The following is a 14,323-nucleotide window of genomic DNA, read 5'->3' as shown; positions in this document are numbered from 1 at the left end:
CTGTGCGCTGATGCTGGAGCTTTCCATGATCAAGGCGCATCTGCGCCTGGATGACGACAGCACCGACGAAGACGCGCTCTTGCAGGCTTACGGGCGTGCGGCGTGGAAGTTGGTGCAGAACAAGACCGGGCGATTGCTGATTGCGGGTGATGCGTTGCCAGATGACGCGCCCGAAAACGCTCTGCTACTGGATGATGATTGGCGCTTGGCCATGCTGCTGCTGGTTGCCCATTGGTACGAGCATCGAGAGGCCGCCAGTGAGGCCGCCGGCATGAAGGTGCTGCCGTTGGCCGTGGATGCGTTGATTGGCCCTTACCGTTGGTTCAGCTTATGAATGAGCCGGCCATAGGTGAGCTGGATACGCGGGTGACGCTGCGTCACCGTGACGACCAACCCAATGAATTCGATGCTGACCTGGAGTCGAGCTTTCCAGTTCAAAAACGAACGTGGGCCAAGGTCGAGCCGGTGGGCAGCGCGTTGTATTCGGGCAGTGTTCAGGCTGACAGCATCATGACTCACCGCATCACCATTCGTTACCGTAACGGCATTACCAACGATTGGGAGGCGGTGGTAGGTGAAGGCGAGGGCGCCACGGTTTACCGGGTTCGGCGCAGTTCGCATCTCAACGGTAAGCGCAGGTTTACGGTGCTGGAGGTAGAAGAGCTATGACCCAACCTCATGTTGCGGCCTACATGCACTTTGGTGCGTTCGACGATTTTCAACGGGCCAACTTCAACCGTTCGGAAATCCGCAAGGGCTTTGCCAAGGTGGGGCGACTGGTTCAGAAAGAAGCCCGCAAACTCACCGGCAAAGCCAAGCGTTCGGGGCCTGATGGTTATCCGGGCCACAGGACTGGCCGGCTTACCAAGTCGATTACACCCAAAGTCAGCAGGTCGGGTTTTATGGTGCGGATCATGCCGAACAAAACCGCCGCCATGAAAGAGTATTACCCGGCCTACCTGCACTACGGTGTTAGAAACGGCGCCAAGCGAACCAAAGGCCACCGCCGTCAAGCTGACAACGGGCGAGGGTGGCGAATCGCACCCCGCGAGAACTTCATGGAAGACGCCCTGCAAAAGAGCAATGACAGGATTGTCACCATTTTGCAGGACGCATTCGCCAAGAGCCTACATAACGGCTAAGCCCGCCCAGAGCGGGCTTTTTGTTACGGGTGGTTTATGAAAGTGACGCCTTTGGTGATGCACTTGCGTGCGCATTGCCCCGGTTTTACCAACGCCGTTACGGGTGGCATTGACTGGGAAAGCATCGAGAAAAGTTCAAAGCTGTCAGGCCTTGCGGCTTACGTGGTGCTGACCGACGAGCGCGCCGATCCTTCTGAGGCGCAAAACGTGATTTTGCAGGACGTGACCGAGGAATTTGACGTGTGCGTGGTCTTTCCGCAGCGCGCTGGGGACGAGCGCGGTCTTGCGGTGGGTGATCAGGTGGACGCGGTGCGCAAGGAGCTATGCCGCGCTTTGGTGGGGTTCAAGCCCGAGCCGGAATATGACCCGGTGGAATACGTGGGCCGGGAAATGTTGCTCAACAGCCGGGACAAGGCGGTTTACCGCTTCTCGTTTGTGACCGCTTTTCAGCTTGGCCGTAACCTCGCAAGTGATCCGGCTGAAACGTGGCACGAATACGAGCTGGACGGTTTGCCGCCGCTGGAAGGCATGAATATCAATATGGATTTTATCGACCCGATATTCGACAAGAACCTATCCCCTACAGGCCCTGACGGCCGTATCGAGTATCAAGCCCGAGAGGATTTACAAAAGTGAAGCGCATTTATTTGAAACCTGCTCAGGGCCGGGATGTTCCCGACCCTGAGAAGGGCGGCGAACTGCTGCCCGAAACTGGCGCGCAAGTGCCGCATAACGCTTATTGGCAGCGCCGTATCAATGATGGTGATGCCGTTGAGTCCAAGCCCGCCAAAGTAGGTAAAGCAACATGAGTGTAGGGTTCAGCGCTATTCCAGGTGATCTACGTGTCCCGCTGTTTTATGCAGAGGTGGACAACTCAATGGCCAACAGCGGGCTGTCAACACTGCGCCGGCTGCTGGTGGGTCAGGTCAACGATGACGCGGAGGGCGATGAAATCGGCAAGTTGTCGATTGTGTCGCGCACGACTGAAGCACGCGCCATCGGTGGCGACGGGTCGATGATCGCGGCCATGCACAAGCAACTGCGCGCCATTGATCCGGCGGGCGAGGTCTGGTGTTTGCCACTCAAAGTGGCTGAGGGCGTATCTGCAACGGCCACCATCACCCTGACAGGCACAACCAGCGAAGCAGGACTGTTGAACCTTTACGTGGCGGGGCAGCGCGTACAGGCGATGGTGCCAAATCTGTCGCCGGCGTCGGCGGTTGCTGCCACCTTGGCCAACAAGATCAATGACGCCATTGAGCTACCCGTGAAGGCGGCGGCGGTAGAGGGCGTTGTGACCCTCACGTCCAAATTTAAGGGCGTGCTGGCCAACGACATTCAGGTGGTGATGAACCGCTTGGGCCGGGTCAATGGCGAAATTACCCCGGCCGGTCTGACAGTGGTGGTAACGCCAATGTCAGGCGGCGCCGGTACGCCCGACATGGCGACGGCGTTGGCGGCGTTGGGGGATGAAGAATTTGAGTTCATTTGCCAGCCTTGGACCGATGCACAAACGCTGGACGCGTGGAAAGAAACCATGGATGACAGCGCCGGGCGCTGGTCATGGGCCAAGCAGATTTATGGCCATGTCTACAGCGTTCGCCGGGGTACGTTGGGCGAGCATGTCGCTGCCGGCCGGCTTCGTAATGACCCGCACATGACCATTTTGGGCATTGAAAAAGGGGTGCCACAGCCGGTGTGGGAAGTGGCCGCGCAACTGGTGGCCCGCACGGCGGTATTCATCAGCGCTGACCCGGCCTGTCCCACTCAAACGGGGGAGCTGGGCGGCATTGACCCGGCGCCGGTCAGTGAGCGTTTCACGCTGACAGAGTTCCAGTCGTTGCTGGGGTATGGCACGGCCACGGCGAACTATTCGGGCGGTGCGCTGCGCATTCAGCGCGCTGTAACGACCTACCAGCGCAACGCGTACGACCAGCCCGACGACTCGTATCTGGACAGCGAAACGTTGCACCAGTCGGCACACGTGCTGCGTGTGTTGCGTAGCCGTATTACCAGCAAGTATGGACGCCACAAGCTGGCCAATGACGGGACCAACTTTGGCCCCGGTCAGCGCATTGTCACCCCCGTGGTGATTCGTGGGGAGTTAATTGCCGCGTATGGCGAGCTTGAGCGGGCTGGCATTGTTGAAAACATGGAAATGTTCAAGGCCAACTTGATCGTAGAGCGCGATCCGGCCAACCCCAACAGGTTGAACGTGCTGTTCCCGCCAGATCTGGTCAACCAGCTCCGCGTTTTTGCGCTGTTGTATCAGTTCCGGTTGCAGTACCCCGAAGCGGCGTAAAGCCATAAGAAACACCCAAGCCCGCCCTGTGCGGGCTTTTTCATTGGAGCACCCCTTATGGGTCAGAAAGTTGCGGGCACGTGCTACATCAAGATTGACGGTGAGCAGATCGTTATCACTGGCGGCGTGGAATGCCCGCTGTCGAAGGTCAAGCGCGAAACCATCATGCCGGGTTACTTCAAAGAGGAAGACCTGGCCGCCTTCATCAGCGTTGATGCCCTGAAAACACCGGGCTTCCCGTTCCAGAAAATCGCAGAGGGTCAGGACATGACCATTACCGCCGAATTCAAGGACGGCAGTAGCTACGTGTTGAGCGGTGCTTATGCGGTGGATGAAATCAAAGTAACCGGCGATGACGGCAAGGTGTCGCTTAAGTTTGAAGGCGTTTCAGGAGATTGGCAGTAATGGTTAAAGACACATTCAAGCTGAGCAGTTCAATCAAGGCGCACGGTGAAGTCGTCACTGAACTGGAGATTCGCCGGCCAACCCCTCAAGAAGCGCGAGCCATCAAGCTCTTGCCTTACACCTTGGGTGATAACGGCCAGCCTGTGGCCGACCTTGAAACTGCCGCGAAGTATCTGGCGGTATGCGCGAGCATTCCAGCCGGCTCGGTGAACGATCTGGACTTGTCAGATTTGAACACCCTGACATGGATGATTATTGGTTTTTTCCTACAGCCCGCTTTGCCAGCCCCGACGATCTAACCGCGCTGGTCTATGACCTTGCGTGGTTCTGGAAGACCGACCCGGAAGCAATGAAGAACCAGCCGCTAGACGTGATCCTCGAAAGCGAGGAACACGCTTGGCGTATCTCGGCGTTAGTGGGGAGCAACAATGTCTGACAGGTTTCAGCTAAAGGCGCTTATCACCGGGGTAGACCGGCTTTCGCCAGTGCTTGGGGGGATTCGTCGCAACGCCAACAACTTGCGCCGGCAGTTAACCGAGTCAGGCCTTGGCAAAATCGGCTTTATGGAAGCCTTGCAAGGCGGCGCACTGGCGCTGCCTTTCATCTTGGGTGCGAAGGAGGCTATGCGCTTTGAAAGCGCAATGGCGGACGTTAAGAAGGTCGTTAACTTCGACTCACCCGAACAGTTCAAGCAGATGAGCAAGGACGTGCTAGGGCTGTCTGAGCAGTTGCCAATGGCCGCTAATGGCATTGCGCAGATTGTTGCGGCAGGTGGGCAGTCGGGTATCGCGCGCGAGGAATTGGGCCAGTTCGCCCAAGACGCCGTAAAAATGGGGATCGCATTCGACCAGACCGCTGAACAGTCCGGTTCAATGATGGCCAAGTGGCGCACGGCGTTCAAACTCAATCAGGAAGAAGTAGTTACCCTGGCTGACAAGATCAACTATTTGGGCAATACCGGCGCGGCGAGTACCGCGCAAATTTCTAACATCGTGACGGCCATTGGCCCGCTGGGTGAAATCGCCGGTTTGAATGCCGGGCAACTGGCGGCAATGGGTTCGGCGCTGGCCGGTGTGGGTATTGCTCAGGATGTCGCGGCTACGGGCATGAAGAACTTTGCCCTGACCCTGACCGCCGGCAGCGCCGCCACCAAGTCGCAGCAGATGGCGTTCAAGGCCTTGCGTCTGGATGCCAACGAAATCGCACGGGGCATGCAGACGGACTCCGAGGGCACCATTAACAAGGTGCTCCAGTCGGTGGCCAAGGTTGATAAGGCCAAGCAGGCCGCTGTGCTGACCAACCTGTTCGGTAAAGAATCGGTAGGGGCTATTGCCCCTTTGCTGACGAACCTTGACGTGCTGCAAAAGAACTTCAAGGCCGTGGGGGATAAGACAAAATACGCGGGTTCGATGGAGGGCGAATACAAGGCCCGATCAGAGACCACTGAAAACGCCCTGCAATTATTGCAAAACCGCATGACGGCCTTGGCCATCACGGTAGGCACTGTGTTGCTGCCGCCGTTCAACGACTTCATGGCCACGGTAGGGCCAATCATCAGCAAGGTTTCAACGCTGGCAGATGCCAACCCGTGGTTGATCAAAGGGCTGTTGGGGGCGGCTGTCGGCTTTGGTGTGTTGCGGGTGGCCACGGCCGGAACAACGGCGGCGCTGGGTCTGATGAACGCTGTCGTGGGTATGAGCCCGGTAGGGTTGATCGTGCGCGGTATCGCGTTGGCGGCGGGTTTGCTCATTGGCAACTGGTCAACGGTCGCGCCGTACTTTGAGGCGATCTGGAAGCGCATCGAGAAACCGGCGATGGCGGTGTGGGGGTGGTTGAAAACGGCGTTTTCGTGGACGCCAATCGGGATGATCATCGAGAATTGGCAACCGCTGACAGCGTTTTTTGGCTCCATGTGGGAGCTGACTAAAGCGCTGTCTGTACCGTTCATGGACTTTATGGCCAGCATCTTCGACTGGACGCCGCTGGGGATGATCGTTAACAACTGGGAGCCCATCAGCGGTTTCTTCCAGTCCATGTGGAACAAGCTCAAGCCGATCCTTGAGCCCATGATGAAGCTCTTCGGGATTGGGTCGGATGGCCCCGGATTCCTTGAGTCGGCAAAAACGACGGTGGACGGCTGGACGGAACGCCAGAAGCTGGCCAACGCCGGAGAGGGTGGCGGCACTGGGGAGTTCCTGCGGGCGGATGCCGCCCAGGCGCAGCGCAATCAAAACATTCTGCAAGGTGCTACGCGCTCGGCGGATCTGTTACGACCGCCGGCTAATGATCCAGTCATACCCGGCGGTTTGATACGTGCCCCGGCATTGCAACTGGTGAGTTCGCAACCGCCGCCACTGCCCGCACCCGGAAAGCCGTTACGCGTAACGGGCGCTGAGTCCTTGCCTGCGCCGGGCAATCTGTTGCGTCAATCCGAGGTTGAACCCCTACCGAATCCGGGCCAGTTGCTGAGACGTACTCAGGCGGTACGGCCAGTCAGGCCGGGCGACCTGTTGCCCGAGGCTGAGGCCCCCACTGTGCCGCGTCCGGGCGCGTTGGTGGCGATGCCTGAGCAGCGTGAAATGCCCAAGCCGGGCAGCCTTCTACAGCAACACAAGCCGACCCCGCCTTCGGGTGAGTTGGTGGCTCAGCGTGGGTCTCTGGTGCAGCAGACGGCAGCCAATAACCGCACCAGTCTGGAAGGCGCAATGGTGGTTCGCTTCGACAATGCGCCACAGGGCATGCGGGTTGATCCCATGAAAACGAATCAGCCGGGTCTTACCGTGACCCCGCAAGTCGGTTACCGAAGTTTGGCAAGGGAAGGATAGCGGCCGATGGCAGATACAACGTGGCGCGATCAGTTACAGCCGGCCTCATTCAGGGGCGTCCCGTTCTTTGTGGACAGTGACAGCCAGTCTGTAGGTCGGCGCACGCAGGTGCATGAGTACCCGCAACGGGATAAGCCATTTGTTGAGGACCTTGGCCGTAAAACGCGGATTCCAAAACTGGCGGCTTTTGTGGTGGGGGATGATTGCTTTGTAAAACGTGATGACCTGTTAAAAGCACTCGATCAGCCTGGCCCCGGCGAATTGATACACCCATGGTTTGGCCGCATGACGGTCACGGCGACAGATTGCGACGTGTCCCATGAGCGTCGTGAGGGTGGGGTAGTTCGGTTTGATCTGACGTTTGTAGAGGATGGTGAGAAGGGTTTCCCGGCCGGGGTGCCCAACACCTCAAAGCAACTGGAAGAATCCTCTGAGACCCTGCTGGAGTCGGCTCTGTCGCGCTACAAGGCGGCAATGGCCATTGTGAACCGAGCTCGGTTATCAGTGGCCGCACTGCAAAACAGCATTGCCGGTGTGCAAATGCTGATCCAGCGCGAGTTTGCTTCTCTGATTGGTCTGGTGGGGTCGGTCGAGGCTTTGGCGGACATGCTGATCAATGCGCCGGGTAATTTCAGTGCCATGTTTCGCGCTCAATTCGCCCGCTTCGGCCAGTCCTACACAGGTTCATCGACCAAGCCCTATAACTCGGGTTACAGCAACTCAGGTTCAGGCTCAGGCAGTTCAGGCGGTGCGGTCGGGAGTGGCGGCGCAGTATCGGGGGCGGTGGTTGAAGCTGATCCGCTGTTCATGCAGACGGTTGCAAAACTGGCGGATACCGAGCCCGGCTTTACCAGCTTTGTCGAGTCAAGGCGCGACGTCACCAGCAAGCTGGAGGCAGCACGAACCCTGACGGCGGCGGCAGTGGCAGACTCGGTGGCCAGCAGTGCAGCCGGCGGCTTGGCCACCGTTGCAGTGGTCAAGGCGGCACGGGAATTGGTGCGGGATATGCTGTTGGTCCATGCGGTGCGTACTTCCGCCGCCATGCCGGTGGTGCTCCCCCCGGCGGCGTTGCCGGCTGTGCCTTCTCTGGAACAGCAAGTGGCATTGCCCATTGCTCGACCTGAAGTACCAGCGGCCGATGAAATTATTGCGCTGCGTGATGCGGCGTGCGAAGCGCTATGGGGGGCAGCACTGGCCGCCCCTCACGAGCACTTCACGCAGCTTGAGAGCGTGCGTAAGCAGTTGCAAACACACCTGACTCAAGTGGCCCGCTCGGGTGTGCGCTTGGTGCAGGTGACGCCCAAACAAAGCCTGCCTGCGTTGGTGCTGGCTTATCAGCGCTTTGGTGACGCGTCGCGGGCGCAAGAAATCGTTACGCGTAACAGGGTCAAACACCCCGGCTTTCTGCCGCCTGCGGTGTTGCAAGTCGCTCAGGAGTAAACCCCATGCAAAACACCAATGCCGTGACGCTCAGCGTCAACGGACTGGATTACCGTGGCTGGGAAAAAGTCAGCATCAGCGCAGGGATAGAACGACAAAGCCGGGACTTTTCCCTCGACGTGACATGGCGTTGGCCGGGGCAGGACACGGAAATTCCTGTGCGCCAAGGCGCTCGATGCGAGGTCAGGATAGGCGAGGATCTGGTTTTAACGGGCTGGGTATTCGCTACGCCAATCAGCTATGACGCCACCAAAGTCAGCCGCAGCATTAGCGGACGATCTTTAACCGCGGATTTGGTGGACTGCGCAGCAATCAATAAGCCGGGCCAGTGGCGCAACCAAAGCGTGCAACAGGTGGTGCAGGCGCTGGCCGACTCGTACGGCATCAGCGTGCTTAGCGAAGTGCCCGAAACCGACAAGCTGATCGACCACACCATTGAACCGGGTGAAACCGTTTTCGAGTCCATCGACCGCCTGCTGACGTTATCGCGTTTGTTGTCGACGGATGACGCGCGTGGGCGACTGGTGATCGTCAAGCCGGGCAGTGCTGGCCGCGCTGTTGATCGCCTGGAGCTGGGGAAAAATATTCTCACCGGTTCGGGGGCTTTGGATTTTTCCGGGGTGTTCTCCGACTACGAAGTAGTGGGGCAGCGGGCTGGAACGGACACGGTCCACGGAGAGGGCGCGTCAGAGGTGCAGGCCAGTGTCAGTGACCCACGGGCTGCCAGAAAGCGGGTGTTGCTGATTCATGAAAGTGGCCAGCTCAGCCCCGAGCTGGCCAGCGCACGGGCCAACTGGGAACGCGGTAATCGCATCGGCAAGGCGCTTTCGTTGCAATACAAAGTGCAGGGATGGCGGCAATCCAATGGCGAGCTATGGCGCCCGAACATGTTGGTGCGCGTGGTTGATCCGCTCATAGGCATCGACCGCGACATGCTGATTAGTGAAATCGAGTACGTGCTCGATGACAGCGGCACCACGGCTGCCATGACCGTGGCGCCGCCTGATGCCTTTGAACCGGAACCCAAAGACCCGCACAAAGCCCGCAAGCTGAAAAAGGGGGGCAAGGCGGACAACTTTGAATACTTGATCCCTGCTGACTGGAAGCCCGAATGAGCCTGATGAATAAAGTGTTTGCCCGTGGGGTTGTCAGTCTGGTGAATGCCACAAGCAAACTCCAAAGCCTGCAAATGCGCCTGCTGGCCGGGGAAATGAAAGACAACATGGAACACCTCGAACCCTATGGCTACACGTCCAATCCGCATCCGGGCGCAGAGGGGTTAGCGGCTTTCATTGGCGGTGATCGTTCACACGGCGTGGTGGTTTGCATTGCCGACCGGCGCTTTCGGCTGGCAGGTCTTAAGACCGGTGAGGTCGCGTTGTACACCGATGAAGGCGACGTCTTGCACTTCAAGCGTGATCGGGTGATCGAGATTGAAACCATGACCCTGAAAATCAAAGCCGGTACGGCTGTCGAGTTCGACACGCCGTTGATCCACACCACAGGGCGCATTGTCTCGGACGGCGATCAGGTGGCCGCCAAGGTCAGCCAAGTGAATCACGTACACGAAGGGTCGGACAAAAAACCGGTGCCTGGGGGATAGCTGATGGCCGTTATCAATAGCGAAAACGTGGCCAGCGCTTGGCGAAGGGCAGCGGTAAATAGCCTGCTTACGTGGCGTCGGGCCTCCCCTGATGACCCGTTGGACGATGAAGAACGCTACGGCTGGTGGGGAGACAGCTTTCCCACGCAGGCCAATGACCGTATCGGGTCACGGCTTTGGCAGTTGCGCCGCCGCAAGCTGACAGCGACCACGGAGCGCGATGCCGAGGCGTTCGCCCGCGAGTCGCTGCAATGGATGCTCGACGATGGCCGCGTGACGCATATCGACATCATCGTGACACGCGGCCTTGACCGGCTGGACTTGCAGGTGGTGTTGCACATGCGCGAAGGCGGGCCGGTGGAAATTTATCTTGAAAACCTTTGGTTGGTGATCAATGCCATTTAATACCCCGTCACTCCCAGAGCTGATTGCCCGAGCCCAAAGCGACTTGGGCGGCTCCAGCGCCTTGCTGCGCTCTGATGCCGAAGTGCTGGCCCGCGTCTTTGCGGGGGCTGCTTATGGGCGCTACGGCCATCAGGCATACATTGCCGCGCAAATTCTCCCTGACACCGCCGACGAGGACACATTGCGGCGCATGGCTCGGGCGCGACTCAAACGCGACCGGCTGGACGCCGTGGCGGCAACAGGATCAGCAATTTTTATCGGCGCAGCGCCCGCCCTTCTGGACGCCGGCACGTTGTTGCAGCGTGAGGATGGTGTGCGCTTTCGCGTTACCGCATCGGTCAAGCTGGTCAAGACGCAAGGTGTCGCCCAACTGGAGGCGTTAGAACCCGGCCAGTTAGGCAATACACCGGCAGGCACAGTGTTGCGACTGGTCTCACCGGCGCTGGGTGTTGGGACGGAATTCACGGTACTGGCTCCCGGTCTGGGAGGCGGCACAGAGCAAGAAAGCATAGAGACCCTGCGCGGGCGTGTGATTCGCTCGTACCGGGTGATCCCTCACGGCGGCAGTGCCAGCGACTACGTGACGTGGGCGTTAGAGGTGGCAGGCGTGACGCGTGCGTGGCTGATTCGCCACTGGCTTGGCCCCGGTACGGTCGGGCTTTTCTTTGTCCGTGATGATGATATCGACCTGATCCCCAGTGCAGAAGCCTGCGCCGTTGTTGAGGCTTACATCCAGAAAGAGCGCCCCGTAACGGCAGAGCTGTACGTGCTCCCCCCTGTGGAAAGGCCCATTCAGTACCGAATCAAGCTCACCCCTGACAGCGGGGTAGTTCGGGCGGCTGTTGAGGCAGCGCTGGTGGATTTGCATAACCGGGAATCTGACTTGGGTGGCGTGATGCTGAACACCCATATCCGGGAGGCAATCAGCGGCGCGACGGGCGAAAAAGACCACGACCTACAGAGTCCGTCAGGAAACATTACCGCCGCCCGTAACGAGCTGCTGACGTACGGGGGAGTGCAATGGCTATAAGAACGGCCCCCGACTATTACGAGCAACTACGGGCCCTGTTGCCTCCCGGCCCTGCGTGGGAGCTGGAGTTCTCCCCTGACATTGACGCGTTGTTACAGGCTGGAGCGCAAGAGCTGGCCCGTGAGGACTTGCGGGCGGCTGACCTGCTGGCCGAGAGCCTGCCGGATACCGTGCGCGAACTGGTCCCGGACTGGGAGCGCGTCATGAATTTGCCTGATGCATGCATGGGCGAGTTCCCGCGTTTTGAAGATCGTCAGTTGGCGGTTCGCCGGCGACTGGTCGAAGTCGGCGGCCAGACCCCGGCTTATTTCGTTGAGTTGGCCATCAGCCAAGGCTACCCCCATGCCAAGGTGATCGAGCATAGAGCGCCGCGTTTTGGCTCGCGTTCGCGCTTCGGGTCTGCGCGTTTTGGGACGTGGGTGGCACAGTTCATGTGGACATTAGAAACCGGGCCCCGCAGGCGTCTGGGGCGGCGCTTTGGTGCCAGCTACTGGGGCGAGACCTTCGGGGGTAACCCGAGCGGAGCCTTGGAGTGCGTGCTACGCAGAGCGGCCCCGGCCCACACAGTTGAATTTATTAATTACGGTGAGCAGTCCTAATGGATTATCCAAAGAGCGTTCCAAACGTCGGTTTGGTAGAAGGCAAGTTTGTTGATGAAAACCCCACCACGGGCCAAGTGGGTTCATTGATCCCTTCCGCATGGGGCAACTCGGTTACTGAAGAGCTGTTGAGCGTTATTAAAGCGGCCGGTCTGAAACCGGATGAAAGTCAGGTTAACCAGTTGTTGAAGGCTATTCAGACCTTCGCAGCGGCCGACATGAAGAAAACGGTACGAGTGGCCACCACGGGAGCAATTGCTCTCAGTGGCCTTCAGTCGATTGATGGCACTGCCTTGGTCGCCGGGGACCGTGTGCTAGTTAAGAACCAAGCGAACGCCGCTCAAAACGGCATTTATTCGGCTGCTGCGGGGGGGTGGGTTCGCGCTCAAGACGCTGATGAGAGCATTGAGGTCAGCCCCGGCATGATGGTGCCCGTACAGGCAGGTACGACGAATTACGGATCAATCTGGCAACTTAGCAACGTAACGCCGCCGACCGTGGGCACCACGGCGCTGACCTTTGAGCAGATTATGGGGAATACCGGTATTGCCCCAGGCACTTACAAAAGCCTCACGATTGACCGCCGGGGGCGGGCCACTGCCGGCACCAATCCGACGACTTTGGCGGGTCACGGAATTACTGACGGAATGCCGTTGGGTGAGGGCGGATGGGGGGCGGTTGCCAGAACAGACCTGCCGGACATGAAACTTATCGGCAAGTCACGATTTGCTTACCAAGTGCCGAGTGCAGGGACACTCAATGGGTTGAGCGGATCGGCGGGAATCTTGCTCAACGCCGAAGGTGAAAGCGCCGGGTGGCAGATCTTTATTCGAGACGAGTGGTTTTATTTTCGGGGGCATACCCGAGGCGTTTGGTCACCTGACCGATATGTGTGGCACAGCGGGAATTTCGATCCGACGACAAAGGCGGACAAGGCCAATACGTTAGCAGGGTATTCCATTACTGATAGCTATACGCAGGTTCAAGTCAATGCGCTGTTAGCAACTAAATCACCCGCAGCAAATCCGACATTTACCGGCGTTGTGAGCGTGCCAACCCCGGCCAGAGGAGCCAACAACACTCAGGCTGCTAATACGGCTTTTGTTGCTCAGGAAGTGGCCGCCCTAATAGGCGCTGCGCCCGGTGCGTTGGACACATTAGTCGAGTTGGCGGCAGCGCTGGGCAACGATCCAAATTTTGCCACTACAGTGACCAACGCCATTGCCGCCAAGATGGGACCGGGCGACTTTGGCTGGGGTGCGGCTGCGGTCGACTTCCCGTCGAACAACGTCAACTTGCAGTGGTTTAAATCCGGTTTATATCGAACATCAACAAACGCGCAAAATATTCCTGAAGGCACCAACCCTCAAGGGTCTCTCATTCGCCACGAGGTGTGGGGAGACGGGGTTGTACAACAGACCTTTATGGAGCATGTAACGGGCCGAACGTTTCGCCGTTCGTGCAATGCCAATATCTGGCAACCGTGGACGGAGCTACTCGGCAATATGGAAGGCGCCGTTCAGGCGTTTGCAATGGCAAATCCTCCAAAGGGTTGGTTGGTGTGCGACGGGGGAACCCTGTCGCGTAAGGCTTATGCGGCCCTTTTTTCAAAAATTGGCACGCTGTATGGGCCCGGAGATGGCAGTACCACGTTTAACCTGCCTGATTTGCGTGCTGAAACTATCCGAGGTGTTGACCTTAACCGGGGTATCGATATTGGGCGGGCTTTGGCCTCTCTCCAGCTCGATGCGCTTCAGCGTCATGGTCACGCTGTGACGATTGACGCATACGGCGTTACCGGGGGAACTGGCGAGTACTTGGGGCGTAACAGTACACCCGGTGCTACTCGGCAGACCTCGCGCATTTTGGAGCCTGTAGGGCTGGCCGGCGAAGAAGTACGCACTGCAAACGAAACCCGAGCACGCAACGTAGCGATGCTTTACTGCATTAAATATTAAGGGCGAAAATGAGCACTGAACTTGTTGTTTATCACGTGGACAGCCGCACGGGCGAGTACATCGGGAGTGGCTTTGCAAGGCCTGATCCGTTGGTAGAAATGAACTGGTTGATACCTGCGCACGCGTATCTAGAAACCCCACCAGAGCCTGAGTCTGGCTATGCCGTTGTTCGCAACGGTAGCGCTTGGGAAGTTGTTCGGGATTACCGAGGGGTCATTTACAGCACCGTAGACGGTCAGCCAGCCGAACATCTAGAGCTTGGCCTTTTACCTGAGGGCTATACCGCCATACCTTTCCCAGGATATGGGTACAAATGGGTTAATGAGCAATGGACTCCAGATGAGGATGTTCTGAATAGCCGAGCGCGAGTGCAAGGGCGAGCGTGGCGTGATGCCGAGATTGAAAGTATCAAGTGGTTGCGTGAACGGCATCGAGACGAATCCGATATAGGTTTGGCTCATGCGCTAAGTAATGAGCAGTTCAAAGAGCTATTAACGTACTTGCAGCAACTGCGCGACTGGCCCCAGACCGAAACATTTCCGGACTTGAAAAGTCGCCCTCAGAAACCACTCTGGCTTTCCTCTCAGCTTAACTGAGACGGAATTCACGAATAT

General features: G+C 58.3%; 17 protein-coding genes. All 17 read left to right on the top strand.

The genetic code is table 11. From position 1 onward, the window contains the following. Positions 1–10: 10 nt before the first annotated feature. The 17 genes from HBN61_RS05490 to HBN61_RS05405 all read left to right on the top strand — a co-directional run bounded on the left by HBN61_RS05490 (position 11) and on the right by HBN61_RS05405 (position 14,305). Positions 11–334 carry a head-tail connector protein gene (locus HBN61_RS05490; RefSeq protein ID WP_170046301.1) on the top strand — a complete coding sequence of 108 codons (324 nt, stop codon included), beginning with the start codon at positions 11–13 and terminating at the stop codon, positions 332–334. Further along, positions 331–669, top strand: a complete 339-nt coding sequence (locus HBN61_RS05485) for a phage head closure protein (RefSeq protein ID WP_047276626.1) — start codon at positions 331–333, stop codon at positions 667–669. Before HBN61_RS05490 ends, HBN61_RS05485 begins: the two co-directional genes overlap by 4 nt. Further along, on the top strand, positions 666–1,142 hold the full coding sequence (locus tag HBN61_RS05480; protein WP_262498704.1) for a hypothetical protein: 477 nt from the start codon (positions 666–668) through the stop codon (positions 1,140–1,142). The genes HBN61_RS05485 and HBN61_RS05480 overlap by 4 nt, the downstream gene beginning before the upstream one ends. A 36-nt stretch (positions 1,143–1,178) precedes the next feature. Further along, positions 1,179–1,778: a phage tail terminator protein gene (locus HBN61_RS05475; RefSeq protein WP_170046300.1), complete on the top strand. Its 600-nt coding sequence runs from the start codon at positions 1,179–1,181 to the stop codon at positions 1,776–1,778. Then, positions 1,775–1,951 carry a DUF2635 domain-containing protein gene (locus tag HBN61_RS05470; RefSeq protein ID WP_205884296.1) on the top strand — a complete coding sequence of 59 codons (177 nt, stop codon included), beginning with the start codon at positions 1,775–1,777 and terminating at the stop codon, positions 1,949–1,951. The genes HBN61_RS05475 and HBN61_RS05470 overlap by 4 nt, the downstream gene beginning before the upstream one ends. Further along, positions 1,948–3,444, top strand: coding sequence for a phage tail sheath subtilisin-like domain-containing protein (locus HBN61_RS05465; protein WP_170046299.1), 1,497 nt, complete (start codon positions 1,948–1,950; stop codon positions 3,442–3,444). Before HBN61_RS05470 ends, HBN61_RS05465 begins: the two co-directional genes overlap by 4 nt. A 57-nt stretch (positions 3,445–3,501) precedes the next feature. Continuing rightward, entirely contained in the window at positions 3,502–3,849 is a 348-nt protein-coding gene (locus tag HBN61_RS05460) for a phage tail tube protein (RefSeq protein WP_170046298.1), read from the top strand. After that, complete coding sequence (locus HBN61_RS05455) at positions 3,849–4,148, top strand: phage tail assembly protein (protein WP_169859531.1); 300 nt, start codon at positions 3,849–3,851, stop codon at positions 4,146–4,148. Before HBN61_RS05460 ends, HBN61_RS05455 begins: the two co-directional genes overlap by 1 nt. Positions 4,149–4,277: 129 nt before the next feature. Further along, the gene (locus HBN61_RS05450) at positions 4,278–6,674 is read left to right on the top strand and encodes a phage tail tape measure protein (protein ID WP_262498703.1); all 2,397 of its coding nucleotides are present in this window, start codon (positions 4,278–4,280) and stop codon (positions 6,672–6,674) included. A 6-nt stretch (positions 6,675–6,680) separates the two neighbouring features. Continuing rightward, entirely contained in the window at positions 6,681–8,114 is a 1,434-nt protein-coding gene (locus HBN61_RS05440) for a DNA circularization protein (RefSeq protein WP_170046297.1), read from the top strand. Positions 8,115–8,119: 5 nt separating this feature from the next. Next, positions 8,120–9,229 carry a phage baseplate assembly protein gene (locus HBN61_RS05435; RefSeq protein WP_047276614.1) on the top strand — a complete coding sequence of 370 codons (1,110 nt, stop codon included), beginning with the start codon at positions 8,120–8,122 and terminating at the stop codon, positions 9,227–9,229. Beyond that, positions 9,226–9,717 carry a phage baseplate assembly protein V gene (locus HBN61_RS05430; protein ID WP_170046296.1) on the top strand — a complete coding sequence of 164 codons (492 nt, stop codon included), beginning with the start codon at positions 9,226–9,228 and terminating at the stop codon, positions 9,715–9,717. The genes HBN61_RS05435 and HBN61_RS05430 overlap by 4 nt, the downstream gene beginning before the upstream one ends. Positions 9,718–9,720: 3 nt before the next feature. After that, positions 9,721–10,122, top strand: coding sequence for a phage GP46 family protein (locus HBN61_RS05425; protein ID WP_170046295.1), 402 nt, complete (start codon positions 9,721–9,723; stop codon positions 10,120–10,122). Then, positions 10,112–11,152 carry a baseplate J/gp47 family protein gene (locus HBN61_RS05420; RefSeq protein ID WP_170046294.1) on the top strand — a complete coding sequence of 347 codons (1,041 nt, stop codon included), beginning with the start codon at positions 10,112–10,114 and terminating at the stop codon, positions 11,150–11,152. Before HBN61_RS05425 ends, HBN61_RS05420 begins: the two co-directional genes overlap by 11 nt. Beyond that, positions 11,143–11,751, top strand: a complete 609-nt coding sequence (locus tag HBN61_RS05415; protein WP_170046293.1) for a YmfQ family protein — start codon at positions 11,143–11,145, stop codon at positions 11,749–11,751. Before HBN61_RS05420 ends, HBN61_RS05415 begins: the two co-directional genes overlap by 10 nt. Next, positions 11,751–13,709 carry a phage tail protein gene (locus HBN61_RS05410; protein WP_170046292.1) on the top strand — a complete coding sequence of 653 codons (1,959 nt, stop codon included), beginning with the start codon at positions 11,751–11,753 and terminating at the stop codon, positions 13,707–13,709. Before HBN61_RS05415 ends, HBN61_RS05410 begins: the two co-directional genes overlap by 1 nt. A gap of 8 nt (positions 13,710–13,717) precedes the next feature. After that, positions 13,718–14,305, top strand: coding sequence for a phage tail assembly chaperone (locus tag HBN61_RS05405; protein WP_262498702.1), 588 nt, complete (start codon positions 13,718–13,720; stop codon positions 14,303–14,305). Positions 14,306–14,323 lie beyond the last annotated feature (18 nt).

The organism is Pseudomonas sp. WS 5071, assembly GCF_012985765.1.
Classification (GTDB): Bacteria; Pseudomonadota; Gammaproteobacteria; order Pseudomonadales; family Pseudomonadaceae; genus Aquipseudomonas; species Aquipseudomonas lundensis_A.
The sequence above is the reverse complement of the archived record's forward strand: the minus strand, read 5'-3'. Positions and strand labels throughout refer to the sequence as shown.

Coding starts and splice junctions, on each gene's coding strand:
- HBN61_RS05490 (WP_170046301.1), top strand. CDS start 11: ATGCTGGAGCTTTCCATGATCAAGGCGCATCTGCGCCTGGATGACGAC.
- HBN61_RS05485 (WP_047276626.1), top strand. CDS start 331: ATGAATGAGCCGGCCATAGGTGAGCTGGATACGCGGGTGACGCTGCGT.
- HBN61_RS05480 (WP_262498704.1), top strand. CDS start 666: ATGACCCAACCTCATGTTGCGGCCTACATGCACTTTGGTGCGTTCGAC.
- HBN61_RS05475 (WP_170046300.1), top strand. CDS start 1,179: ATGAAAGTGACGCCTTTGGTGATGCACTTGCGTGCGCATTGCCCCGGT.
- HBN61_RS05465 (WP_170046299.1), top strand. CDS start 1,948: ATGAGTGTAGGGTTCAGCGCTATTCCAGGTGATCTACGTGTCCCGCTG.
- HBN61_RS05460 (WP_170046298.1), top strand. CDS start 3,502: ATGGGTCAGAAAGTTGCGGGCACGTGCTACATCAAGATTGACGGTGAG.
- HBN61_RS05455 (WP_169859531.1), top strand. CDS start 3,849: ATGGTTAAAGACACATTCAAGCTGAGCAGTTCAATCAAGGCGCACGGT.
- HBN61_RS05450 (WP_262498703.1), top strand. CDS start 4,278: ATGTCTGACAGGTTTCAGCTAAAGGCGCTTATCACCGGGGTAGACCGG.
- HBN61_RS05440 (WP_170046297.1), top strand. CDS start 6,681: ATGGCAGATACAACGTGGCGCGATCAGTTACAGCCGGCCTCATTCAGG.
- HBN61_RS05435 (WP_047276614.1), top strand. CDS start 8,120: ATGCAAAACACCAATGCCGTGACGCTCAGCGTCAACGGACTGGATTAC.
- HBN61_RS05430 (WP_170046296.1), top strand. CDS start 9,226: ATGAGCCTGATGAATAAAGTGTTTGCCCGTGGGGTTGTCAGTCTGGTG.
- HBN61_RS05425 (WP_170046295.1), top strand. CDS start 9,721: ATGGCCGTTATCAATAGCGAAAACGTGGCCAGCGCTTGGCGAAGGGCA.
- HBN61_RS05420 (WP_170046294.1), top strand. CDS start 10,112: ATGCCATTTAATACCCCGTCACTCCCAGAGCTGATTGCCCGAGCCCAA.
- HBN61_RS05415 (WP_170046293.1), top strand. CDS start 11,143: ATGGCTATAAGAACGGCCCCCGACTATTACGAGCAACTACGGGCCCTG.
- HBN61_RS05410 (WP_170046292.1), top strand. CDS start 11,751: ATGGATTATCCAAAGAGCGTTCCAAACGTCGGTTTGGTAGAAGGCAAG.
- HBN61_RS05405 (WP_262498702.1), top strand. CDS start 13,718: ATGAGCACTGAACTTGTTGTTTATCACGTGGACAGCCGCACGGGCGAG.